Annotated in this window: 21 protein-coding genes and 2 tRNA genes; 8 read left to right on the top strand and 15 right to left on the bottom strand. The window is 64.7% G+C overall.

Going from position 1 to position 24,613, the window contains the following annotated elements; translation table 11 throughout:
- Positions 1-24 precede the first annotated feature (24 nt).
- Both ACWEO2_RS35495 and ACWEO2_RS35490 read right to left on the bottom strand, forming a co-directional pair.
- Positions 25-894: a rhomboid family intramembrane serine protease gene (locus tag ACWEO2_RS35495; RefSeq protein ID WP_452409355.1), complete on the bottom strand. Its 870-nt coding sequence runs from the start codon at positions 892-894 to the stop codon at positions 25-27.
- 4 nt (positions 895-898) lie between these two features.
- Positions 899-1,426 carry a peptidylprolyl isomerase gene (locus tag ACWEO2_RS35490; RefSeq protein WP_452409354.1) on the bottom strand — a complete coding sequence of 176 codons (528 nt, stop codon included), beginning with the start codon at positions 1,424-1,426 and terminating at the stop codon, positions 899-901.
- A gap of 289 nt (positions 1,427-1,715) precedes the next feature.
- Here ACWEO2_RS35490 and ACWEO2_RS35485 point away from each other — a divergent pair, with 289 nt between their 5' ends.
- Entirely contained in the window at positions 1,716-1,928 is a 213-nt protein-coding gene (locus ACWEO2_RS35485) for a hypothetical protein (protein WP_452409353.1), read from the top strand.
- Between the two features lie 26 nt (positions 1,929-1,954).
- Here the strand turns inward: ACWEO2_RS35485 and ACWEO2_RS35480 are convergent, their stop codons facing one another.
- From ACWEO2_RS35480 to ACWEO2_RS35470, 3 genes are all read right to left on the bottom strand, one after another.
- On the bottom strand, positions 1,955-2,773 hold the full coding sequence (locus ACWEO2_RS35480) for an ABC transporter permease (RefSeq protein ID WP_354956827.1): 819 nt from the start codon (positions 2,771-2,773) through the stop codon (positions 1,955-1,957).
- 29 nt (positions 2,774-2,802) lie between these two features.
- On the bottom strand, positions 2,803-3,822 hold the full coding sequence (locus ACWEO2_RS35475; RefSeq protein ID WP_452409352.1) for an ATP-binding cassette domain-containing protein: 1,020 nt from the start codon (positions 3,820-3,822) through the stop codon (positions 2,803-2,805).
- A 694-nt stretch (positions 3,823-4,516) separates the two neighbouring features.
- Positions 4,517-5,458 carry an acyl-CoA dehydrogenase family protein gene (locus ACWEO2_RS35470; RefSeq protein ID WP_452409351.1) on the bottom strand — a complete coding sequence of 314 codons (942 nt, stop codon included), beginning with the start codon at positions 5,456-5,458 and terminating at the stop codon, positions 4,517-4,519.
- Positions 5,459-5,621: 163 nt separating this feature from the next.
- On the opposite strand from ACWEO2_RS35470, the gene ACWEO2_RS35465 reads away from it, so the two are divergent.
- Together ACWEO2_RS35465 and ACWEO2_RS35460 are read left to right on the top strand one after the other, a co-directional pair.
- Positions 5,622-6,332 (top strand): YoaK family protein, encoded by a 711-nt coding sequence (locus tag ACWEO2_RS35465; RefSeq protein ID WP_452409350.1) that lies wholly within the window; start codon positions 5,622-5,624, stop codon positions 6,330-6,332.
- A gap of 39 nt (positions 6,333-6,371) precedes the next feature.
- Positions 6,372-7,619, top strand: a complete 1,248-nt coding sequence (locus ACWEO2_RS35460; protein ID WP_452409349.1) for a hypothetical protein — start codon at positions 6,372-6,374, stop codon at positions 7,617-7,619.
- Between the two features lie 953 nt (positions 7,620-8,572).
- On the opposite strand, the gene ACWEO2_RS35455 is transcribed toward ACWEO2_RS35460, so the two are convergent.
- The 10 genes from ACWEO2_RS35455 to dnaA form a co-directional block, all read right to left on the bottom strand.
- Positions 8,573-8,645, bottom strand: a tRNA-Ala gene (locus tag ACWEO2_RS35455).
- A gap of 25 nt (positions 8,646-8,670) precedes the next feature.
- Complete coding sequence (locus ACWEO2_RS35450) at positions 8,671-8,778, bottom strand: DLW-39 family protein (protein ID WP_218007666.1); 108 nt, start codon at positions 8,776-8,778, stop codon at positions 8,671-8,673.
- A gap of 29 nt (positions 8,779-8,807) precedes the next feature.
- Positions 8,808-8,881 (bottom strand) — tRNA-Ile (locus ACWEO2_RS35445).
- 132 nt (positions 8,882-9,013) lie between these two features.
- Positions 9,014-10,036, bottom strand: a complete 1,023-nt coding sequence (locus ACWEO2_RS35440) for a DUF3566 domain-containing protein (RefSeq protein ID WP_452409348.1) — start codon at positions 10,034-10,036, stop codon at positions 9,014-9,016.
- Positions 10,037-10,075: 39 nt separating this feature from the next.
- Positions 10,076-12,598 carry a DNA gyrase subunit A gene (gyrA, locus tag ACWEO2_RS35435; RefSeq protein WP_452409347.1) on the bottom strand — a complete coding sequence of 841 codons (2,523 nt, stop codon included), beginning with the start codon at positions 12,596-12,598 and terminating at the stop codon, positions 10,076-10,078.
- Positions 12,599-12,644: 46 nt separating this feature from the next.
- Complete coding sequence (gene gyrB / locus ACWEO2_RS35430) at positions 12,645-14,684, bottom strand: DNA topoisomerase (ATP-hydrolyzing) subunit B (RefSeq protein WP_354956819.1); 2,040 nt, start codon at positions 14,682-14,684, stop codon at positions 12,645-12,647.
- Between the two features lie 400 nt (positions 14,685-15,084).
- Positions 15,085-15,645, bottom strand: a complete 561-nt coding sequence (locus tag ACWEO2_RS35425) for a DUF721 family protein (RefSeq protein WP_452409346.1) — start codon at positions 15,643-15,645, stop codon at positions 15,085-15,087.
- 197 nt (positions 15,646-15,842) lie between these two features.
- Positions 15,843-17,024, bottom strand: coding sequence for a DNA replication/repair protein RecF (gene recF / locus ACWEO2_RS35420; protein ID WP_452409345.1), 1,182 nt, complete (start codon positions 17,022-17,024; stop codon positions 15,843-15,845).
- A 136-nt stretch (positions 17,025-17,160) separates the two neighbouring features.
- Positions 17,161-18,342 carry a DNA polymerase III subunit beta gene (dnaN, locus tag ACWEO2_RS35415; protein ID WP_452409344.1) on the bottom strand — a complete coding sequence of 394 codons (1,182 nt, stop codon included), beginning with the start codon at positions 18,340-18,342 and terminating at the stop codon, positions 17,161-17,163.
- An 841-nt stretch (positions 18,343-19,183) separates the two neighbouring features.
- Entirely contained in the window at positions 19,184-21,163 is a 1,980-nt protein-coding gene (dnaA, locus tag ACWEO2_RS35410) for a chromosomal replication initiator protein DnaA (RefSeq protein WP_452409343.1), read from the bottom strand.
- Positions 21,164-21,784: 621 nt separating this feature from the next.
- Here dnaA and rpmH point away from each other — a divergent pair.
- The 5 genes from rpmH (at position 21,785) to ACWEO2_RS35385 (ending at position 24,502) form a co-directional block, all read left to right on the top strand.
- The gene (gene rpmH, locus ACWEO2_RS35405; RefSeq protein ID WP_084483849.1) at positions 21,785-21,928 is read left to right on the top strand and encodes a 50S ribosomal protein L34; all 144 of its coding nucleotides are present in this window, start codon (positions 21,785-21,787) and stop codon (positions 21,926-21,928) included.
- A gap of 21 nt (positions 21,929-21,949) precedes the next feature.
- Positions 21,950-22,381 (top strand): ribonuclease P protein component, encoded by a 432-nt coding sequence (rnpA, locus tag ACWEO2_RS35400; protein ID WP_452409342.1) that lies wholly within the window; start codon positions 21,950-21,952, stop codon positions 22,379-22,381.
- Positions 22,378-22,728, top strand: coding sequence for a membrane protein insertion efficiency factor YidD (gene yidD / locus ACWEO2_RS35395; RefSeq protein WP_354960264.1), 351 nt, complete (start codon positions 22,378-22,380; stop codon positions 22,726-22,728). The genes rnpA and yidD overlap by 4 nt, the downstream gene beginning before the upstream one ends.
- A gap of 4 nt (positions 22,729-22,732) precedes the next feature.
- Positions 22,733-23,830, top strand: coding sequence for a membrane protein insertase YidC (yidC, locus tag ACWEO2_RS35390; protein WP_354960263.1), 1,098 nt, complete (start codon positions 22,733-22,735; stop codon positions 23,828-23,830).
- A gap of 141 nt (positions 23,831-23,971) precedes the next feature.
- Positions 23,972-24,502 carry a Jag family protein gene (locus tag ACWEO2_RS35385; RefSeq protein ID WP_452409393.1) on the top strand — a complete coding sequence of 177 codons (531 nt, stop codon included), beginning with the start codon at positions 23,972-23,974 and terminating at the stop codon, positions 24,500-24,502.
- The last annotated feature ends 111 nt before the right edge of the window (positions 24,503-24,613 follow it).

The raw sequence follows: 24,613 nt of genomic DNA, 5'->3' as shown, positions 1-24,613 counted from the left end.
GGGACAACGTTTCACGTGAAGCATTTACCGCAGTGACATCGCTGCGGCAACGATGACGGCAAGCGCCGCGACCGCGACCGCGGCAACCGCCGCCCAGCCGATCATTCGTGCGTTCTCTTGGGATTTCGCGCGAAACCACTCGGGCAGGAACAGAATGCCGAGCGCGGCGAGCGTACCGGCAGCCAATCCACCGAGGTGTCCGGCCAGGGAGATACCGGGTAGCGAGAAACTGATGAAGACATTGATGCCGATGAGGATCAACATCTGATTCGGATTCTGCCGCACCCGGATCAGAATCACCGTGATCGCGCCGAACAGGCCGTACACCGCGCATGACGCACCTGCGGTGAGACTGTCCCTGGCGAAAATCATGACAGCGGCCGAACCGCCGAGCAGTGACACCAGATAGACCACCAGATACCGCGCCCGGCCGAGTACCGGCTCGATACTCCGGCCGACCACATACAGCGCGAACATATTGAGCAGTAGGTGGATCGGACCGTAGTGCAGGAACCCAGACCCGATCAGCCGCGCATATTGGCCGTGCGCCACCGCGGGCGGGTACAGCACCCAGTCGACGTACAGCGCGGAATGGGCGGTGTTCTCGACCAGGCTGCGCGATTGGCCAGCGGTGATCGCGAAGACAATGGTGTTCAGCGCGATCAGCGCATAGGTGACATACGGAATTGGGGTCCGTGCGGTCTGCGCACCGGCCACGGTGCGGACCGGGCGGTCCGCACGCTGACCTTGACGGATGCAGTCGACACAGTGCTGACCCACCGCGGCGGGTCGCAGGCAGTCCGGACAAGCGGGCCGCCCGCAACGCGTGCAGGCCAGGCCCGTCGGGCGATTGGGGTGGCGGACGCACGTCGGTGCGGGCGGCTGAGCGTTCATCGGATCATTCGGTAGTGATTGCGGAGATGGTGACAGCTTCTTTGGGACGGTCGTTGCGATCGGTGGGCGTGGTCGCGATGGCATCGACGACCTTGCGCGAATCGGGGTCGACGACCTCCCCGAAGATGGTGTGCTTGCGGTTCAGGTGTGGCTGCGGGCCGACGGTGATGAAGAACTGCGAACCATTGGTTCCCGGTCCCGCATTCGCCATCGCCAGCAGGTAGCCGCGGTCGAAGCGCAGCTCTGGATGGAATTCGTCGCCGAATTCGTAACCCGGTCCGCCACGTCCAGTGCCGGTCGGGTCACCGCCTTGAATCATGAACCCGTCCATCACCCGATGGAAGACCCCGCCGTCGTAGAACGGCCCGGAGTTACCTCCACTCGCGTTCTCGGTGGTGTACGGCGCCGAGCCATCGGCCAGGCCGACGAAGTTCCGCACCGTCTTCGGGGCGTGGTTACCGAAGAGCGAGATCTTGATATCGCCGTAGTTGGTGTGCACCGTCGCCACGGCGGTCTGATTCGGTGAGGTCACCCCGTCATGCTAGCCATCGTCCGACACGGTCTTGCCGCGCCGGTGGCTTGGCGCGTCACGAGTCGACAGCGCCCCGGAGACTGTGCATAACCGGTCAACTGATCTCCCTTGTACTGGGTAACCCGTCGGGCACGCCCAAACCAGGGAGGCACTCGACCGCCGGCCCTCGACGGGGACCTCGAGGCTGCGGACTTGTACGGCCTAAATATTCGGGCAGGCGGATGAGCGCCGGATGCGGCCGTGAACTGGTACTACTGCGCGACGCGCGGGCATATGCAACAGTTGTCGAATGACCTTGGGGCGACTGTTTGTATCCGCACGTTCTCGTAACCGACTGATCGCCGCGGTCGTTGTCGCGCTGGCCGGTGGCGTGGCCTGGCTGGTACGCAGCAAGCGCCCGCAGCCGCCGGAGCCCGCACCGGCGCCACCGCGAATCGGATACTCCCGCAATGGTTCCGCGCCGACGCCCGTAGCGGGCGCCGGCGCAGACAACGGTCGCTGACGGACGGTGACCGGGCACCGACCCGGTCACCGGCTGACGGTGCGCTGGTATTGCCGCAGCGCAAGCGGGATGAACACCAGCAGGATGATCACCACCCACGCCAGCGTGGTCACCACCGGATGCTGCATGGACCAGGCATCCGATTTGGGCGCCAGCGGGCTGGTATTGCCGAACAGGTCGCGGGTGGCCTGAGTGACCGCGGACACCGGATTCCATTCGGCGAATATCCGCAGCGCCGCCGGCAGATTCTCCAGCGGAACGAAGGTATTCGCCAGAAAGGTCAGCGGGAAGATCACCATGAAGCTGGCATTGTTGAACACCTCGGGCGCGCGGACCAGCAGCCCGACGACGGCCATGATCCACGAGATCGCGTAGGCGAACAGCAGCAACAGCACAAACGCGAGCACGGCGTCGAGCAACGATCCGCGAATCCGCCAGCCGACGACATATCCGGTCAGTGACATCACCACGAGGCTGACCACGTTGATCACCACATCGCTGATGGTGCGCCCGACCAGTACCGCCGATGGCGCCATCGGCAGCGAGCGGAACCGGTCGATAATGCCCTTCTGCATATCCTCGGCCAGGCCCAATCCGGTGAACGTCGCGCCGAACACCACCGACTGCGCGAAGATGCCCGCGATCAGGAACTCCCGGTAGCCGCCCGACATGCCCGGCACCTCGATCGCCGAGCCGAAGATATAGGCGAACAGCAGCACGAACATGATCGGCGACAGTGTCGAGAAGATCAGCACATCGGGCACGCGCCTGATCTTGATGACATTCCGCTTCGCGATCGTCACGCTGTCGCTGGCGACGATGGACAGGCGTTCACCGAGTGACATGGTGGTTCTGGTGTCCGGGGTGGCCGCGGTCATCGGTTGCGTCCTTCCGTTGCTTCGAGCCGATCCGCGGCCACGCCGCCATCGCGTCGTCCGTCACCGTTGATCAGTTCCTCGGCCTCGTGTCCGGTGAGGCTGAGGAAGACGTCGTCGAGCGACGGACGACGCAGGCCGACATCGTGGATCTGTACGTTGTGCATGCTCAGCCTGCCGATGGCGTCGACGAGCGCCTGCGAGCCGTCGCTGACCGGAACGGTGATCCGGCGCAGCCCCGGCTCCAGATGGATCTCCCCGTCCGCCAGGCCCTGCAGCGCCTCCTGGGCGGTCGCGAGATTGTCGGCGTGGTCGACGGTGAGTTCGATGCGGTCGCCGCCGACCAGGGTCTTGAGCTCGTCCGCGGTGCCCCGGGCGATCACCCTGCCGTGGTCGATCACCGCGATGGAATCGGCCAGTCGGTCGGCCTCCTCCATGTACTGCGTGGTGAGCAGCAGGGTGGTGCCGCCCGCAACGAGTTCCTCGATGACATCCCAGAGGTCGAGCCGCGCACGCGGATCGAGTCCGGTGGTCGGCTCGTCGAGGAAGAGCACCGGCGGATTCGCCACCAGCGCACCGGCCAGGTCGAGGCGGCGGCGCATACCTCCGGAATAGCCCTTGACCGGCCGGTCGGCGGCGTCGCTGAGCCGGAATCGCTCCAGCAATTCCCTGGCGCGCTCCTTACTTCGCTGCACACCCATGTGATAGAGCCGCCCCACCATTTCCAGGTTTTCGAATCCGGTGAGATATTCGTCGACGGCGGCGTACTGTCCCGACGCGCCGATGCGCGAGCGCAGTGCCTGTGGATTGCGGAGCACATCGATACCCGCGACCGTCGCGTGGCCCGCGTCCGGAATCAGCAGGGTGGTGAGCACCCGGACGGTAGTGGTTTTGCCCGCACCGTTGGGTCCGAGCAATGCGGTGACGGTACCCTCCGGCACCGATAGGTCGAGTCCATCGAGGGCGACCAACTGGCCGTATCGTTTGACCAGACCCTCGGCGACTATTGCGTCGGGCATGACTCTCCTGGGGTTCGAGGTCGTTACTCGAGCCAGTATTGCCCTGGGCACCGACAATTTCCCGTGATTATTCGCCCACCTGGGCATATCACCCGCCGACAGCGGCAGTGCCGGACATAGAACGGTCGCATCCCGTTCCGGGCGGTGCTCGGGGGTGCCGGATCGGGATGCGACCGGTTTCGATCATCGCGCCCTGGTAATCGACCAGCGCGCGTAGCGCACTACCCGATTCGGGCCCGGCGTGTACTCGGAGTCCGCGTACACGACATGCCCGCTCCCGAACGACACGCGGCAAATCCGGCCAAATCCGCAGCCGGGGATACGAAACCGCGGCGCGATTCCGGACCGACAGCAATCGGTCGGCATGGTTTTCACATTTCGTCCGGCAGGTAGCTGGATCACGATCGCTCCGTAAAACCATGCGCGACAACATTTTTGACAACAGTCACGGATTTGCCGAGCGAACCGGCTATCGACCGGTCCGGCTACCTGGGCGACAGCAACGCACCTAGCAGGTAAGCCGACCCAAAAAATCTTGGAAAGTGGCGATCCCCACGCACACACAATCCTGGATCATCGCGTAGGATCATTCACGTCGGCCCCTCCCCCCCGGGCCGACCTTACGCGGGCCTCGGCTAACTCCCCCCCTTCGCCGAGGCCCGCTCCCCATTTCTGGGGCAGGTCGAAATCCGGCTCAGCTATCCGTCGGCACCGCTGGGAAATCGTCGATGCCCACCGATTGCCAGGCCGCCGTCAACCGTTGCGCCCGTACCTTTCCCGCCGTCGCCAGTAGCCGACGGTCGCGATCCCACCGCTCGCGGGTGACCGGATCGGCGCGGGCCCAGAGCGGCTCCAGCTCCGTCAGCACCGACTCGAAGAATTCATACGCCCCGCCTATGGCGATATGTCCGCCGGGCGCGGTAGGACGAGCCATATCCAGGCCCCGCACGAAGGCCACCGCCGCGAGCAACCGCTGCAGCACCGCCCGCGGCCAGCCGGACTCGCGCCCGACCCGCACCAGCCAGCCGAGCGTTGCCGCGAGCACGTGCACGTCCTCGATGGTGCGGAATGGTTTGAGGTAATCCGAGTACCCGTCCCCGGGCAGCACCTGGGCCACGGCGTCAGCGAATGTCACCGTGGCGTGCGGGATTTCGGGTGCAAACGGTATCGCGGGCAGATTCGTCACGTGCACGCCCGGCTGTCCGGCGTCGACGAGCACGGCGCGCAGCCGATTGCGCCCATCCGTCGCCACGCCCGCGCTGGCGATCACCAAGAGCCGCCGCGCCAGGATCCCCAATGTCGTAAAGGTCTTCGTCCCGTTCACCCGCCAGCCGCTGTCGGTTTCGGTCAGCGCGGTCTGGATCGCGGATGGATGCGCGCCGCCGGCCTCGGTCGCGGAGACCGCGACCAGTTCATCGGCCGCGAGATCGGGCAGTAGGGCGCGCAGCGCCTCCTGATATCCGGACAGGAATGCGAAACCCAGTCGGTCCGCACCGAATCCACCGGCAATCGCGATATCCACCGTCGTATCGAATCGCCCGGCGGCCACCCGATGCCGGATCCAGGCATCGGCAACTGTCTCGAGCGGTGTCGGATCGAGCACTTCGGTCAGCAGATAGTCGAACACAGAGTCCACTCGTGCACGCTAACCGAGAATCGGCCATTCGATCGCGCCGGAACCTCGGCGTCCGTTCCGCGAATATCCGGCAATCCTTATCGAACACCTCGGCGATGCGTCAGCGGATTCTCAGAAGGACCGGGTATCACTGAGTCGTAATCCGCCAAGAGGAGCCCGACCAGTGCCGAAACCGGATCTAGAGCGCCGAAAGAAGCTCTTCGACGCCAACGCGCGGCTGTCCTGGGTGCTCGCGGCATTGGCCGGTCTGATCGGAGCCGCGGCCTTCATGCATACCGCTGGCTACTTCGTCACCTTTATGACCGGCAATACCGACCGCGCCATCCTCGGCTACTTCCACGACGAACCGGACCTGGCCGTCGCCGCGGCCCTGCTGCTGCTGTCGTTCCTGGCCGGGGTGGTGGTCGCCTCGCTGTGCCGCAGGCATTTCTGGTCCGGACATCCGCACGGCCCGACCCTGCTCACCACCCTCTGCCTGGCCGCGGCATCACTACTGGACAGCATCATCTACTGGCTGACGAGCGCCACCAATATCGACCTCATTCCCATCCTGCTGGTGGCCTTCGGCGTCGGCGCCCTCAACACCTCCTTCGTCAAGGACGGCGAGGTCTCGGTGCCGCTCAGCTACGTCACCGGAACACTCGTCAAATTGGCCCAGGGCATCGAACGCCATATCAGCGGCGGCGATTACACCGACTGGCTCGGCTATTTCCTGCTCTACGCCGCCTTCTGCTCCGGTGCCCTGCTCGGCGGTCTGCTGAGCCTGCTGGTGGCGGGCTGGGCCATGCTCATCACCGCCACCGTGGTGTGCCTGCTCACCACCTGCTACACCTACCTGCACCTGGACCGCCACGGCCCACCAGCGACCAGCTGACCCCGTGCGCGCCGTCGAGTCGACGGATACGGTTGTCCGGTGGGGAGTTTCGATGACCTGACACCGGATCACTTTGCGACACTTGTGCTGCGGCATCTCGCCGATGTCGGCAAAGAGGTCGCCGAATACGACGCCGAGGCTTTCCGCATCGATCTGATCGACGGATCCGAGATCGGACTCGGCAATGTGTATCACGACGCTATTCGCTTGTCCGGGCCGAGACGCACGGCACGGATCGCGCGGTTTCTGACCTGGATCAGCGGCGACGAAAACGCACACACGCACACGTGGGAGGAAGCTCGTCCGCTGCTGCGCCCGATTCTGCGTTCTGCCACCTACAAACAGGCGGGGTGGGACGATTTGCTGCACCGCAGGCCCGGGCTGGTCACCTACGATGAGGCGCGGTTCGTTAGCCGCCCGGCTTTCCCATTCGTCGACGAGTTGGTGGCGATCGACCTGCCGAACTCCCGAACCATCGTCAACAACTCGCTGCTGGCGAGTTGGCCGGTCGGGGCCGACGAAGTCTTCGCGACGGCCCGCAAAAACCTGGAAACCATTGCACAGCCCCATAATCCACGCGGCAATGCGATCCTCAGCCTGACCGACGACGAGGGCAGCGGCTACATCACCTCATGGCTGCTCGCACCCGGCTGGCTGGCAAGTTTCAGCCAGCGATACAGCGGCCGCCGCCCGGTAGCCTTCATACCCGATATCAACAACCTCATCGTGGTCCCCGACATCCCACACCTACTCGCGCGCATCTATCGCCAAGTCGAGGAACAGTACGTCAACGCACGCCACTGCCTCTCGCCTCAGGGCTACACCCTCGACGAAGACGGCACCGTGGTGCCCTTCGACCGGGCGGGCCCGCACGAGCAGCACCAGACCGCCGTCCGCGCCGGATACCGCTTGGCGCTCTGGGAATACGCCGCCCAGGCCAACTGGCTCAACAAGGCATTGGAGCGCGATTTCGAATTCCGCTGCTACGGCTTGAAAATGGCCATCGTCGGCGATATCAAGATCGCGGGCACCGACACCTGGCCCTACACCTACACCGTATGGGGCAAAGGCGTCGACTACCTGCTCCCCGCCGCCGACTACATCATGTTCGCCAGCACCGACCCCGACAACAATGCCGTCCCCGTCTGCACCGTCCCATTCACCGCAGCCCTCGAAATAACCGGCCTCACACCAGTTCCGGGCATGTCCCCCATCCGCTTCGAAGCCCGGTTCTGGCCCGACGAAACAATGCTCGCCCAGTTGAAGCACGCCTCGGTCGCCCTGTGAACTGGGCTGGAACGCCAATGGTTTAGACGGAGTAATGGGCTGGATGATCGTCGATCACGAGGTGGCGAAGCAGTCCTTCGTACGGCCTGCCCCTGCGGTCGCGCCCCATCCTCAGGGCCAACCCCGCTGGGCAAGCCCAAAGTGCCGAGCCAACAGCCCAACGCAACCACGAACAAGCAGGTCCGGGGGGCGAAGCCCCTCCGGGTGGTTCACACTTCAGGGTCCACCAACGCGTACCCATCCCGACGGGGCCGGTACCGCAGAAGCGTTGTTGCTTCCGGTCGAGGGTACGGAAGGTGGCATCGACCAGTCGGCGGACAGTCCGTAACGGACGGTAAGCACCCGTCGATCTAACCCGAGTGGTCCGCGCTTGCAGACCGAAACCCTCTGAGGCTAAGCAGGTTTGAGTTGAATCGAGTTATCCGTAGCGCCGTTGCCGGTGTACTGCTGACAAGTGCCGTACTGATCCCCTTCGCCCCGGCGCAGGCCGAGACAGGACCAACGCTCGCCGCTGAAACGCCGTCCGCGTCCCAGGTGGCTGATAGTGGTTCGGCCTCCGGTTCGGCTGGCGATGCGCTCACATCCTTGGCCGCGCAGATCTTGTGCGCCATCATGACTGGCCATTGCGCTGCGGGACCGGGCTAAGCTGCCCAACCCGCCTGCTGCGGCTGGGTGGTGACGGCGTGGATCGTGATGTCCGGGCCGTCGGGCAGACGATGCGGTTCGCATGATGGCCCGCCAGGGTCACTTGCCAAGGCTCATGCTCACAGTCAGCGTGAGCCTTGTTCTCGTTTCGCGTGCTTTTTTGGGGCGACGTCCCCAAGCTCAGTAAGAGGATTGTTGACCGACATGCGTGCGCCATTTCGTTCGGCGCCGAATCCCCTCGTATTCGATATGTGGACCCAGGCCTGGCCTAGATCATAAATCTAGGCCGTGACCTGCATGGTTCCTAGTGGAGCCTAGGGGAATCGAACCCCTAACCCCTGCCTTGCAAAGGCAGTGCTCTGCCAATTGAGCTAAGGCCCCGAATCCCTACTGTCCGAGGACAGAATCAGCGGGTAGTGACTTCGTGCCACAGGTCCGCATCGTCGCGCTTGCGCAGCTTGGTGATTCCGATGAGAACCGCGACTACGACACCGACCGTGAGAAGAATTTTCATGATTCCCACCCTACTGTGATGTTCGGGAGTGGGCCTAGGAGGACTTGAACCTCCGACCTCTTCGTTATCAGCGAAGCGCTCTAACCGCCTGAGCTATAGGCCCTCATCTCGTTCGGATACCTGCCGAAGCTGCTAACCGAACCGAGGCACGAGATTACCTTACCTGCCCGCCGATGACCAAAACGGCCGGTCACCGCCCTGCGCGAGGGCAGCGACCGGCCGTTCGGCAACCGTTCTAATCGGGGTCGGCCAGGGTCACCTGAATGCCACCGACGAGGTCGCAGCACTGGTTGTAGATGAAGACGCCGACGGTCGCCAAGGCTGTGAAAAGCACCACATTGATCAGCCCGATGACGCCCGCGTACCCGAAGACGGAACCGGCATCGACCAACCCGACCGATCCGCTGTCCGAGGAGACCATATCGGTGAAGGTGCTGTTGAGCCGCTCCCAGACACCCATGCCCTCGAGCACGATGTAGAGCAGACCGACCGCGAGCATCCACACGAAGAACATGGCCACGCTGATCACCAGCGAGATCTTCAGGGTCGACCACGGGTCGATCCGGCGGATCTGCACCGTCGCCCGCAATGGTTCACCCGTGGCGACGGCCGCCGCGACGGCGACCGGAACCGCGGGCGAGACCGGGGTGGCCTGCGGACCCGGAGTTTCGACCGGCAGCGGATGCCGGATCTCCGAGAGGTCCGGCATGTCCTTGATCAGTTCCGGGCGGGCGATGCTGCGGGTCGGTCCGTCGATGCCGACGGACTTCACCATCGCCGCTTCCTTGCGCGCGGCCTTGGCCGCCAGATCCGCGGTGGTGCGGGCATTGCCGCCACCGAGGCCGCCGCCGCCACCAGCGAGGCCGCCGCCGCTGCTGAGCCCACCGCCGGTGGAATTCGGACGACCGGTCACCGGCGACTGCCCGGGCCGATACAGGTTCGACTGCGGCTCCCGCTGCGGCAACTGCGACCAACCCTCTTGGAAGTGAGACTGGCCGTTGCCCGCGGAATCACCGGCATCCTTTTTCGATCCGGCCCCGTCGGCAGCGCCCGGTTCCGGCGCCTTGAACGCGACTTCGCCTGGCGGGTTGCGGTTTTCATGCGGCTGGGCACCTCCCGGCGCGCCGACCGGCTGGCCGTTCTCGGCCGAGGCGACGGGCCGTGGGATCGGCCGCGGCGGAATCGGTGACGGTGCGATACGTTCGGTTACACCGTTCGTCTGGTGCCGCTCGTCATTCGGCTGATTCGGAGTGGTCAATGGGAATCCTTAGATCCGTTCGTTGCCGCCGCTGTGGGGTTATTGCTCAGAGGAACCGGTGTCGCCGTCTCCGCCGACGATCGCATCAGGATCGGGTTCGTCAGCATTGCGCGCGATTGCAAGCAAGGTATCGCCATCGGCGAGGTTCATCAATCGCACGCCCTTGGTCTGCCGTCCAGCCTTACGAACCTGCTTCGCCGCCGTCCGGATAACGCCACCGCCCGACGTGATCGCATACAACTCATCCTCGTCGTCGACGATGAGCGCACCGACCAGGGTGCCACGCTTGGTGTCGTATTGGATAGTCAATACGCCTTTACCGCCCCGACCCTGCGGGGTGTATTCCTCGATCGCGGTCCGCTTGGCATAGCCGCCGGAGGTCGCGACCAGCAGGTAGGTATCGGCCCGAACCACATTGAGCGACAACAGTTCATCGTCGGCATTGAACCGCATGCCCTGCACACCGGAGGTGGCGCGGCCCATCGGACGCAGCGCCTCGTCGGTGGCCGAGAACCGGATCGACTGCCCCTGCGCCGACACCAGCAGCAGATCGTCGTCGGCCGAGCACAGCACGGCGCCGACCAGTTCGTCCTCGTCGCGCAGGTTCACCGCGACGATGCCGCCGCTGCGGTTGGAGTCGAAATCGGAGAGCTTCGACTTCTTCACGAGGCCGTTCCTGGTGGCGAGCACCAGATACGGGGCGTCCTCGTAACCCTTGATCTGAATGATCTGGGCGATCTTCTCATCCGGCTGGAACGCCAGCAGGTTGGCCACATGCTGACCGCGCGCGGTCCGGCTGGCCTCGGGCAGTTCGTAGGCCTTTGCGCGGTACACCCGGCCCTTATTGGTGAAGAACAGCAGCCAGTCATGGGTGGAGCTGACGAAGAAGTGCTTGACGATGTCGTCCTGCTTGAGGCCCGCACCCTGCACACCCTTACCGCCGCGCTTCTGGCTGCGGTACAGGTCGGTCTTGGTGCGCTTGGCGTAGCCGGTCTCGGTGACGGTGACGACCACATCCTCGCGGGCGATGAGATCCTCATCGGCCATATCGCCGTCGTTGGCCACGATCTTGGTGCGCCGCTCGTCGCCGTACTTGTCGACGATCTCGGCCAGTTCATCGCGCACGATCGCGCGCTGCCGCTCGGGCTTTTCGAGAATGTCCTTGAGGTCGGCGATCTCGGCCTCGATCTTGGCCAGATCGTCGATGATCTTCTGCCGTTCCAGGGCCGACAGCCTGCGCAGCTGCATATCAAGGATGGCGGTGGCCTGGATCTCGTCGATATCCAGCAACTGCATCAGGCCGGTGCGCGCGGTGTCGGTATTGGCCGAACGCCGGATCAGCGCGATGACCTCGTCGAGTGCGTCGAGTGCCTTGACCAGGCCGCGCAGAATGTGGGCCCGCTCCTCGGCCTTGCGCAGCAGGTAGCGGGTGCGCCGCACGATGACGTCCAACTGGTGCTCGACGTAGAGCCGGATCATCTGATCCAGGCGCAGCGTGCGCGGCACGCCGTCCACGATCGAGAGCATGTTGGCGCCGAAGCTGGTCTGCAGCTGGGTGTGCTTGTAGAGGTTGTTCAGCACGACCTTGGCCACCGCATCACGCTTGATGGTGACCACGATCCGCATACCGGCACGGTCGGAGGACTCGTCGTGGATATCGGAGATGCCCGCGATCTTGCCGTCCTTCACCTGCTCCGCGATGGAGTTGATGAAGTTGTCGGTGTTGACCTGGTACGGCAGCTCGGTAATGACGATGGTGGTGCGACCGCGGTTGTCCTCTTCGATCTCGACGACACCGCGCATGCGGATCGAGCCACGGCCGGTGGTGTAGGCGTCGTGGATGCCCTGACCACCGACGATGAGGCCGTAGGTCGGGAAGTCCGGCCCCTTGACCCGCTCCATACAGGCGGCGAGAGTCGCCTCCTCATCGGCCTCGTAGTTCTCCAGCGCCCAGTAGACCGCCTCGGCCAACTCATTGAGGTTGTGCGGCGGGATATTGGTCGCCATGCCGACCGCGATGCCGTTGCTGCCGTTCATCAACAGGCTGGGCACACGGCTGGGGAGAACCGTCGGCTCCTGTGAGCGGCCGTCGTAGTTCGGCGTGAAATCGACCGTCTCGTGGTCGATTTCACGCAGCAGCTCCATCGCCAGCGGAGTCAGGCGGCATTCGGTGTACCGCATCGCGGCCGCGCCGTCGTTGCCGCGGGAGCCGAAGTTGCCCTGGCCGTCGACCAGCGGATAGCGCAGCGACCACGGCTGGGCCATGCGGACCAGGGTGTCGTAGATCGAGGCGTCACCGTGTGGGTGGTAGTTACCCATGGTCTCGGCGACCGGGCGGGCGGACTTCACATAGCCGCGGTCGGGACGGTAGCCGTTGTCGTACATCGCGTAGAGAACCCGGCGATGCACCGGCTTGAGGCCGTCGCGGACGTCGGGCAGCGCGCGGCCGACGATCACGCTCATCGCGTAATCGATGTAGCTGCTCTGCATTTCGTTCTGGATGTCGACCGGCTCGATCCGGTCACCCGCTCCGCCGTTGGGTGGCAGGGTGGTTTCAGTCATCTAAAAGTCTCCTTGGCACCGGACGTGGAATTACGCGTCGCGCCGGTTACACGTCGAGGAAGCGAACGTCCTTGGCATTGCGGGTGATGAAGCTGCGACGTGCCTCGACGTCCTCACCCATCAGGATGGAGAACAGCTCGTCGGCCGCGGCGGCGTCGTCGAGGGTGACCTGACGCAGTACCCGCACCGAAGGATCCATGGTGGTCTCCCAGAGCTCCTTGGCATTCATCTCGCCGAGACCCTTGTAGCGCTGGACACCGTCGTCCTTGTTGATCTTCTTGCCCGCGGCGAGACCCGCCTCCAGCAGGCCGTCGCGCTCGCGATCGGAGTAGGCGAACTCCGGATCGGAGCGCTGCCACTTGAGCTTGTACAGCGGCGGCTGGGCGAGGTACACGTGCCCGTGCTCGACCAGCGGCCGCATGAAGCGGAACAGCAGCGTCAGCAGCAGGGTCGAGATGTGCTGGCCGTCCACGTCGGCGTCGGCCATCAGCACGATCTTGTGGTACCGCAGCTTGGCGATATCGAATTCGTCGTGGATGCCGGTGCCGAAGGCGGTGATGATCGACTGGACCTCGTTGTTCTTGAGGACGCGGTCGATACGGGCCTTCTCGACATTGATGATCTTGCCGCGCAGCGGCAGAATCGCCTGGTACATCGAATCGCGGCCGGACTTGGCCGAGCCACCGGCGGAGTCGCCCTCGACGATGTAGATCTCGGACTTGCTCGGATCCTTGGACCGGCAGTCGGCCAGCTTGCCGGGCAGGCCACCGAGGTCGGTGGCGCTCTTGCGGCGCACCAACTCACGCGCCTTACGCGCCGCGACGCGGGCCTGTGCCGAGGAGACCGCCTTGTTCACAATGGTCTTCGCATCGGCCGGATTGGCCTCGAACCAGTGCGAGAGGTGCTCGTTGCAGGTGCGCTGCACGAACGACTTGACCTCGGTATTGCCGAGCTTGGTCTTGGTCTGGCCCTCGAACTGCGGTTCGGAAACCTTCACGCTCACGATGGCGGCCAGACCCTCGCGGATATCGTCACCGGTGAGGTTGCCGTCCTTCTCCTTGAGCAGCTTCTTGTCCTTGGCGTACTTGTTGACCACCGTGGTGAGCGCCGCACGGAAGCCCTCTTCGTGGGTGCCGCCCTCATGGGTGTTGATGGTGTTGGCGAAGGTGTGCACGGACTCCGAGTAGCCGGAGTTCCACTGCATCGCGACCTCGAGTTCGTGCCCGGTGCCCTTACCGGTGAAGGCGACGACCGAGTTGTGGATGGCCTGTTTGGTCCGGTTGATATGCCGGACGAAATCTTCCAGACCACCCGGGTAGTGGTAGGTCCGCGTCTTCACCTTGTGCTCGACCGGCGCGGCGGGCGCATCCGGATCGGCATGCTTGGGCGCCTCGGCGGTATCGCTCACCACCTCGTCGATGACGTCGCTCTCGGCCACCCGCTCGTCGGTCAGGGTGATGGTGAGGCCCTTGTTCAGGAACGCCATCTCCTGCAGGCGGCGCGCGACCGTCTCGAAGTTGTAGGTGGTGGTCTCGAAGATGTTCGGGTCGGCCCAGAAGCGAATCGTGGTGCCGGTGCGCTTGGTCCGATCGCCCTGCATCAGCTTGCCGGGCTTGGAATCCTTGTATTCCTGCGTCCAGTGGTACCCGTCCACGTCCACATCCGCCTCGAGGCGGCTGGAGAGCGCGTTCACCACGGAGATGCCGACACCGTGCAGACCGCCCGACACCGCATAGGAATCGGAGTCGAACTTGCCGCCGGCGTGCAGCTGGGTCATGACGACCTCGATGGTGGGCACACCCTGGGCGTGCATGGCTACCGGGATACCGCGGCCGTCGTCGATCACCTCGACGCCACCGTCCGCCAGCAGGGTCACATCCACCTGCGTCGCGTATCCGGCCATCGCCTCGTCGACCGAGTTGTCGACGACCTCCCAGATCAGGTGATGCAGACCGCGCTCACCGGTGGAGCCGATGTACATACCGGGCCGCTTGCGAACGGCTTCGAGACCTTCGAGGACGGTGATGGATTCAGCACCGTAATTACCTGACTTGGGCTTGTTCGAGCCGTCTGCGTTGGAGTCCATGGCAGCCACTGGTCGGTAGCTCTCCTTACTTGCTGATCCTTTGGCGCAGCGATCGGACAGCACACGTGGGGCCCCGGTTCAGATTTCTGGTCGTGAAATACGGGTCCACGCGCGGGCTGCGCCGAACGCGCCGAAGGTTCGCCGCTAGTTACCCCACCATCCTACTGGTAGACCCAAGCCACAGTGCACCTACGACACCCCTAACGGCTCCGTGGATGCGAGAAATCGGTCGGCGCCGGGTCGGTTCCGCCTTCAACCGCTTTGCGTCCGCCATTCCGCCTCCCCGACCCCTTTCCCGCGCGGTGGGCAGATCGTCGGTTTCCACACGGATCGACAGTCGAACACATGTTCTACTATCAGGGTTTCACGTGGAACGACCGGGGACTGTGACAGTGCAATGCTATCCGTAGGTGTCACGAGGGCCGCGGCCCTTGATATGACGTTCACCCTTGCGCCAGCTCGGAGCCGCCGGACCGGTGATCTTCAGCGAGGTGACCACGCCCTGCCCGACCGCCGCGTTGATCTTCGCCAGGAGCTGCCCCTGCAGCATGCGCAGCTGGGTGGCCCACGCCGTCGACTCGGCAGCGATGCTCAGTACGCCGTCCTTCAGCGTCATCGGAGTCGCATGCGAGGCGATATCCTCGCCCACCACACCAGCCCAGCGGCCGAAGACCATACCCTCGGCGACCTTGGCCGACCAGCCCCGATTCTTCGCGATGGCGCCAGCCAGGCTCGAAAGCAGCTGTGGGTCACGGTCATCCGGCCGCGCACCGGACCAACCGGTGCGGCGCCGGGCACCGGCACGCAGCCGACGCGGCGAGGCCCGGCCCTGTCCCACCGATTTACCGCTCGCCTTGGCCGCGGCCCGAGCCTCCTCGAGCGCGCGGCGCGCCAGATCAATGCCGCGCAGTTCTGGTTCGGGATCCGATGGAGATGCGCTCGATGCTGCTTGATCGCTCACGGGTCCGCCTCTCCCTCCACGAACCTTTGCCGGTCGTCAAACCTCGATCGCCGGACCGACGGTTCTGGACGTCCCCGGCGAGTTACGAAATCAGTTGGTGCGTTGGTAGCTATGGCTTTGCAACGCATTCGCGGGCGATCTTACCGATGAACCACGCGGGCAGAAGTCCTGGCGTCGGTACGAATCGACGGCACGGATCAGGCGGTGGGGGTTTCGACATCGGCGATTCGGGAGATCCGGCCGTCCGCACCGCCATTGGTCTCCACCCGCAGCGGTACCGCGGACAATTCCGCTGGTACGTCCTCGGGAACCGCTGCGGTGATCAGCACCTGCTCGGCTCCCGCCGCGACCTGCGCGAGTGCCGTGCGTCGGCGGCGGTCGAGTTCGGCGAAGACATCGTCGAGCAGCAGCACAGGTTCGGCGCCGGTAGCGCGCAGCAGTTCGAAGGCCGCGAGCCGCAGAGCCAGCGCGAACGACCACGATTCACCGTGACTGGCAAAGCCTTTCGCGGGTGCGGTGCCGAGCATGAGATCCAGGTCGTCACGGTGCGGGCCGACCAGGCAGACACCGCGCTCCAACTCCTTCGGGCGCGCCGCCACCAATTCGCGCAGCATGATCGCCTCCAGCGCCTCGGTGTCATCGGGCAGCGGTGCGCGCGCCGGATCCAGGAACTCCGCTGGCAGACTCGCGCTGCGATAGCCGATTGCGGCCGGACGGGATTCAGGTGCGATCGATGAGTATGCCTGTGCGAGATAGGGATATAGGTCGTGCACCAACCTCAGCCGTTGGGCAAGCAGTACGGCGGCATGGGTCGCCAGATGTCCGTCCCATACGTCGAGGGTGCTCAGTTCCGCCTTCGAGCGGGCATGTCGCCCAGCGGATTTCAATAGCGCCGAACGCTGTCGCAGCACCCGGTCGTAGTCGGATCGGACCGCGGCCAACCGCGGCAACCGGGCTGTGCACAATTCGTCGAGGAAGCGGCGACGTTCGCCCGGATCGCCCCTGACCAAGGCGAGATCCTCCGGCGCGAACAGCACCGTCTGCAGAATGCCGAGAATCTCCCGCGGTCTGCGCACCGGCGATCGGTTGATCTGCGCGCGATTCGCGGCGCCCTGGTTCAGTTCGATATCGACGCGCAGCTCGCGGCCCGCATTCACAACCGTCGCACCGATCCTGGCGCGATCCGCGCCGATGCGGATCAGCGGTGCGTCGGCGGCGACCCGATGCGAGCCCAAGGTGGCGAGGTAGCCGACCGCTTCGAGCAGGTTCGTCTTGCCGTTGCCATTCGAGCCGAGAAAAACCGTTCGGCCTGGGGATAATTCGAGTTCGGCATGCTCCCAGGAGCGGAAGTCGCGCAGTGACAGCGTCCGGATGAACACCTGTCTACTCCGCTCCGGCCGTCGTCATCGCCGTTTTTCGCCGCCGTCCGGTACGAATCGGCCGCAGACCACAACATCTTGTGGTCCATCCACCGTCTGTGGGCGAACTGTGGATAAATCGCATCGGTGCCGATGCTCAGCCCGGCAGCCGGACCGGCATCAACAGGTAGATGTAGGCGCATTCCAGTGCGGCGAAGGCGCCCGACTCCGTCACCTTCGGCTCCTCGTCGCTGGCGGGCAGCAACACCGCGGGACGACTCGGTGTGGTGAAGCCGAAGGTGACCCGGTCTGCGTGCAGGGCGGAAAGCCCGTCGATCAGGTAGCCCGGGTTGAACGCGATGGTTAGCGACTCACCGCGGAATTCGGCCTCGAGCCATTCCTCGGCGCGTCCGGCATCGTCACCACCCGCCGAGAGCAGCAGGCCCTCATCGGTGAACTCCAGGCGCACCTGGGCGCCGCGCTCGGCGACCAAGGCGACCCGCTTGATGGCATCGGTCAGTGTCGAGACCTGCAGGGTGGCGATCGAGGTGTGCTCCTTGGGGAGCAATTGGCGGAACTTGGGGAATTCCGCATCGAGGAGTCGGGTGGTGGTACGACGGCCCGCGTTCACGATACCGAGCAGACCATCGGCGCCAGCACCGCTGCCGGTACCGAGCGACAGCTGCACCGGAGCATCCGACGGGCCGAGCGTCTTCGCGGCCTCCGACAGCGTCCGGGCCGGAATCAGCACCGAGGTCTCGATATCGGTGCGGGTGGGCTGCCATTCGATGTGCCGGACCGCCAACCGGAATCGGTCGGTGGCCGCGAGCACGACCTGTGGACCCTCGATCTCGACCCGGATGCCGGTGAGCATCGGCAGGGTGTCGTCGCGTCCGGCGGCGACCGCGACCTGACCGACCGCTTCGGCGAAGACATCGACGCTCAGCTCACCGGTCTGCTCGGGTACCTCGGGCAACTGGGGATAGTCCTCGACCGGCATGGTCGGCAGCGAGAATTTCGCGCTGCCACAGGTGATCAACACCCGGGTGCCGTCGATGGCCACATCGACGGGCTTATTGGACAGCGCCTTGGTGATATCGGCGAGCAGCCGGCCGGAGACGAGCACCTCACCGGGACCGGCGACCTCGGCCGCGACGCGCATCTGCGCGGAGACCTCGTAGTCGAAGCCGGAGACGGTGAGTCCGTCCTCGCCCGCCACGAGTAGTACACCGCCGAGCACGGGAACCGGAGGCCGCGACGGGAGGCTGCGTGCCACCCATGCAACGGACTCGGCGAAATCCTCTCGGGCGACCCGAAACTTCATACTCGCCAGCTCCATCGCCCGATCTGTCCTCTCCCGGTTCCGTGATCCCTGTCGGCTCTCAGCATTGATTCTCGAAAAAGGGGTGCTGTTGCGGCCACCCAGAAGTGTGGCATAGGCGACCGACATCAAACCGTACCCGCGCGAACCAGATGAACCTAGCCCGACCCTCCGGTCACTGTTCGTAGCGATCCCGACTCTCGTATCGATGAGAAGTCATGGAGAAGGAGTACGGGCGATCCGGTGGACACGTCGTCCCCGCCCTTTCCTTGCTTCGGGTGCGGTGACCGATTCGGATGCCGATGAGCATCGATCGACTTTCCACACATCCTGTTTTGAAGAGAGATTTCTAAGAAGAAGAACTGAAGTAGTAGTAGGCACTGTGGAATCTGTGGACTGCGGCCGAATCCGCAGGTCCGGAGGTGTGGTGCCGTGGGGATGGACGCAGGGTGACTCGAGGATGAACGGGAGGGGTCTGTGGAGGTTCGGCAGTTGTCCCCCGTTCATCCTCGAGTGCTCCTCGAGTTGTTCCACTACGTACCCGTGGTTGTTCACAGATGTGCATCGAATCGTGGACAACTCGAGGAATCCTCGAGGACTCCACACGGAATCCTCGAGGATTCCACACCCCTGTGACCGAATCCGTTGCTGGTCAAGAGCTGTGGGCGGCCCGGGCTGTGGAATCTGTTGAATCCACCCCTGTTAGCCGAGCCGCCGGACCCGTGCCGCGAGCCTGTGGACGGATCGGTGCACAACTTGGAGTTTCCTCGAGGACTCCACAAGAATTCCTCGAGGAGTCCACAGGGCATAAAAAAGCACCGCCCCAGGTCAGGGGCGGTGCACAGGGTGTGAGGGATGGTCAGCGCGAACGCTGTTTAATCCGGGCTGTTAGTTCTTGCACCTGGTCGTAGACCCGTCGCCGTTCGGTCATCTCCTTGCGAACTTTCTTCTCCGCATACATCACCGTGGTGTGGTCGCGACCGAAGGCCTGACCGATCTTGGGTAGCGATAGGTCGGTCAGTTCACGGCACAGGTACATGGCGATCTGCCGGGCCTGGGCCAGCGGGCGGGCCTTACCCGGTCCGGTCAGCTCCTCGAGGGTGGTGTTGAAGTATTCGGCGGTGACGGCCATGATCGTCGCCGCATTGATCTCCAGCGTCGCGGTATCGGGCATGAGATCGCGCAGGACGACCTCGGCCAGCGGCAGATCCAGTGGCTGACCGTTCAGCGACGCAAAGGCCGTCACCCGGATCAGCGCACCCTCCAACTCGCGGATGTTGCGTTCGACCCGGCTGGCGATCAGCTCCAGCACGTCGTGCGGTACGTCGAGCCGGTCCATCCGCGCCTTCTTGCGCAGAATCGCGATGCGGGTTTCCAGCTCCGGCGGCTGCACATCGGTGATCAGGCCCCATTCGAACCGGGTCCGCAGCCGCTCTTCCAGGGTGGCCAGCTGCTTGGGCGGCCGGTCCGAGGACACCACGATCTGCTTATTCGCGTTGTGCAGGGTGTTGAAGGTGTGGAAGAACTCCTCCTGGATGCCTTCCTTGCCCTCGATGAACTGGATGTCGTCGACCAGCAGGATGTCGGTTTCTCGATAGCGGCGCTTGAACGCCACCTTCCGGTCGTCGCGCAGGCTGTTGATGAAGTCGTTGGTGAACTCTTCGGTCGAGACGTACTTCACCCGCATACCGGGGAACAGCCGCTGGGCATAGTGGCCCGCCGCGTGCAGCAGATGGGTCTTGCCCAAACCTGAAGCGCCCCAGACGAACAGCGGATTGTAGGCGCGCGCTGGCGCCTCTGCGATGGCCACCGCCGCCGCGTGCGCGAAGCGGTTGGACGCGCCGATGACGAACGTCTCGAAGGTGTACTTCGCGTTCAGGCTCGCCGAGGAGTTCGACGGGGCCGGGTTCTCCTGTGACTTGGTGAAGTAGGTGGGCCACGAGTTGCGGACGTTGACGACCGGCTCATCATCGTGGGAGTTGTCCGAGATCGGCTCGCGGACCGATTCGTGCGCGGCCGCGATCGCTGAATCGCCATTCGGCCGCGCTTCCCGCACGGGAGCCGCTTCCCGCATCGGCGCACGACCCGGGCCACGTCCCGGCTCTGGTGCCGGCTCCGGATTGAACAGTGATTCCTGTCCGGGCGGGACGGAATCACGCCGGGGCGGCAGTCCGGATTCCCGGCGGGGCACGGGCGGCGCGTCCTGTCGTTCGCCATTGACCGGGCCCGGGTAGTCGCCGCGGGGCGAGTAATCGTCGGTCGGGAAACCGGCGGTTTCGTATCCGGGCACCGGCAGATACTCCGGCGGGCCCGCGTACTCGGATGCGGACTCGTAGTCCGGCGCGGCCGAGTATTCGGGTCCGCCCGAGTACTCCGGCGCTGCCTGGTAGTCGTTGGGCTGTGCATAGCGCGGCGGCGAATAGTCCGAGCGTCCGGGATAGTCCGGGGCGGGATATCCGGCCGGGCCGCGGCCGCTGTCCCGGCCGCGCTCCGGCCGACTCGTCATTCTGGCGTGGCGCGGATTATTGCCGGGGCGTTCGGTCGGCTGCGTGGCCGGTGCGGCGATCCGCACCCCGAGGCCCTCGACCTGGGGACCGAGACGACGGCCGAGGGAGCGCAGAATGGGTTCGCGCAGATCGCGTTCGATCGCCTCCTGGGCCAGCGAGGACGGCACCGAGAGCAAGGCGAAGCCCTGCGCCACGGTCAGCGGCTTGACGAGTTTGAGCCAGGCCTGCTGCGCCCGCGAAACCGGCGAGATGGCACCATCGGGCGAGCCGGTGGTTAGTTCGGCGACCACCTCTGGCCACACCGTGGCCAACACGTTCTGCTCGTCGTCCATGCAGTTTCCTCCCCGGAGAAGTAGGCGATAGGAGCAGACGGTCGGGGCATGCGGAGTATCAACCGTGGATAGGTCGATGTTGTGATTCCGCGTACGTCCGTAACCGGTTCGGACGCTGCCCGGGTCCCCCATCCAGGCGGCGGCGTGGCACCGTCGGCCCTACGAATATGCCACTCCAGGGGTCTTTCCACACAATTATCCACAGATGTGGAGAACCCTGGGGAAATGTGAAACGAGGTTTCGCTCCGCCGTAATATGGCCTGGACCTGCGATTCTTCAGCAATCTTCTGGCTACGCACCTTAGTGGGCGGAGCGGCCGACGGCTAGGGGTGTGGACGAACTCACGGTTATACCCAGGATGCGTGACTCCAGCTCACGCTCGCGAGCGGGCAGTGGAACCGATGGGCCGAGTTTGACCCGTACTTTGCCGATCAGTACCCTCGTACAGTCACCCCTTGGTGCGGTGGCGGTCCTGTGCTGACCGTGTCAGGTCGTATCGACCTCGTGCGCCAGGACCGACGCGCATCGATGATGACCAACTCGCGATTCATCGCGCACAGACGTATCACCGAACAAACTTTGGGCGCCGAACGGTGCCCACCTACTCGAGGAGTGTTGACCGTGGCCAAGGGCAAGCGGACGTTCCAGCCGAACAACCGTCGTCGGGCGCGTGTCCACGGCTTCCGTCTCCGGATGCGTACCCGCGCCGGTCGCGCCATCGTTTCCGCGCGTCGCAGCAAGGGCCGCAAGTCCCTCACTGCCTGATCTTCGCTCTCGGACGCTCGGGTGTTGCCTGAGCCGTATCGGTTGCATCATCGTGCCGACTTCTCCCGGACGGTGCGCCGCGGCCAGCGAATCGGGAGGCGAGATCTGGTCGTACACGCGCTCGTGCGCGGGTATGACGGAGTCATGGGCGCGAGTGCACGACAGAGCGATGCGGCAGTGGCCGGATCGTTGGTCCGCGTGGGCGGTCCGCGGTTCGGATTGATCGTCAGCAAGGCGGTGGGCAACGCGGTGATTCGACACCGCGTCGCCCGCCGCCTGCGTCATATGTGCGTCAAGGTGGTCGCCGAGCTGCCCGCCGATGCCGATATTGTGATCCGTGCCCTGCCCGGTGCGGCGACCGCGGATTCGGCGGAATTGCTCCGCCAGCTGCGTGGTGCGCTGCGCAAGCTCGATATCGCCCGTCCATCGGCTACCGTGGCCGGTGCGGGATGAGTGCGCGCGCCACCGTTGCTCGGCTGCCCGCGAACACGGTGATTTTCCTGATCGAGCTGTACCGAACGTACGTCTCCCCCATGCGCCTGCCGGTGTGCCGTTTTACCCCGACTTGTAGCGAATACGCGGTGACCGCGTTACGCACCCGCGGCCTGTTCGTTGGCCTCGGATTGACGGTCGTGCGATTGGCGAAATGTGCACCCTGGCACCCTGGTGGGTGGGACCCCGTTCCGGAGCGCAAGAAGCGCGGCCGGAACGAGGCAGCCGCCGACCCGGAGTCGGCGCCACACGCTTGTAAAGGATCACCGCGCGCGGTGATCGGCGACACGAACGACGGGAGTGCATAGAGCCGTGCTCGACTTCATTTATTACCCGGTGTCCTGGATCCTCTGGTTCTGGCATCGGGTCTTCGGGTTCGCGTTCGGCGCGGACAACGGACTCACCTGGGCACTCGCCGTGGTGTTCCTGGTGTTCACGCTGCGCCTGGTGCTCTACAAACCGTTCGTCAAGCAGGTGCGCACCACCAAGCAGATGCAGGAGCTACAGCCCCAGATCAAGGAGCTGCAGAAGAAGTACAAGAACGATCGCCAGAAGATGGCGACCGAGATGCAGAAGCTGCAGAAGGACCACGGCTTCAACCCATTGATGGGCTGCCTGCCGATCCTGGCGCAGGTGCCGGTCTTCCTCGGTCTGTTCCATGTGCTGCGCTCGTTCAACCGCACCGGCACCGGCATCGGCCAGCTCAGCATGTCGGCCTACGACAACGCGCATACCCCGAACTACGTCTTCAGCGCCGCCGACGTCCAGTCGTTCCTGAGCGCACGCATCTTCGGCGCACCGATTTCGGCCTACATCACCAGCCCGCCGAGCCAGTTGCAGGCGTTCGCCGATTACGGCGGCGTGCCGACCAAGCTGAGCATCGCGCTGGTCTCCATCCCGCTGATGGTGATCGCCGGTCTGGCGACGCATTTCAATGCGCGCGCCTCGGTCGCACGGCAGAGCCCGGAGGCGGCGGCCAACCCGCAGTCGGCCATGATGAACAAGCTCGCGCTGTGGGTCTTCCCGCTCGGTGTGCTCGTTGGTGGTCCGTTCCTGCCGATCGCCATCCTGCTCTACTGGGTCTCCAACAACATCTGGACCTACGGACAGCAGCACCTCGTCTTCGGCCGCATGGCGAAGGAAGAGGAAGTCAAGAAGCAGCAAAAGCTGGAGCAGCGCGCACAGAATGCGCCGAAGCCGGGTGCAAAGCCGGTCAATGTCAAGAAGAAGCAGTCTCCGTCCGACGCGACATCCGTCGATGCCGGTTCCGATGCGGCCGTTGATGCGGTCGAAGGGGCGCCGTCGACGAACGGCACCGCGAAGTCCCCGACCAAGGCGGGACAGCGGCGCGCTAGCGGTCAGAAGCGACCGGGCAACCGTGGGCGACCCAACCAGAAGCGACGACGCTGACACATCGCGCGTCCACGGGATCTCTGAGCAACCCTGTTCGCGTTCTCCGATCGGCCCGTCGCCGGTCGCGCGCGATGAGCAGATGAAGGAAATCAAATGACTGTTGAAACCGACGGAGGGGACGCCACTGTGGCGACGACGATGGTGAGCGAGGCGGCCGGTCGCGATGCCGATGCAGGAACCGAATCCGCCGACGCCGCGAACGATGCCGAGGAAGCTCTTATCGAAGAGGGTGAGATCGCGGGTGACTACCTCGAGCAGTTGCTCGATGTGCTCGACTTCGACGGCGATATCGATCTCGATGTCGAGGGCGATCGCGCCATCGTGAGCATCGATGGCGGCCGGGATCTGTCGAAGCTGGTCGGCCGCAACGGTGAAGTGCTCGACGCGCTGCAGGAGCTGACTCGCCTGGCCGTACAGCAGGCCACCGGGGTGCGCAGTCGGCTGATGCTGGATGTGGCGGGCTGGCGGGCCAAGCGTCGCTCGGAGCTGAGCGCGCTCGGCACGGCCGCCGCGCAGCGGGTCCTCGAATCGGGTAAGCCGGAGCCGCTGGCGCCGATGACTCCCTTCGAGCGCAAGATCGTGCACGACGCCGTCGCCGCGGTCGATGGCGTCAGCAGCGAGAGCGAAGGCGTGGAGCCGAACCGCCACGTTGTCGTGGTGCCTTCCTGACTCCCGCATTGTGATTGGATAGGGCCTCTGGTCTTCGGACCAGAGGCCTTCTTCATGTCTCGGATGCTCGCCCCTCCCCCGCCCCACCGCCGCACTGAACGACTCGAGTTC

The sequence above is a fragment of the Nocardia sp. NPDC004278 genome (assembly GCF_053602975.1).
Note: the sequence above shows the minus strand (reverse complement) of the source record. Positions and strands in the feature narration are given on the sequence as shown.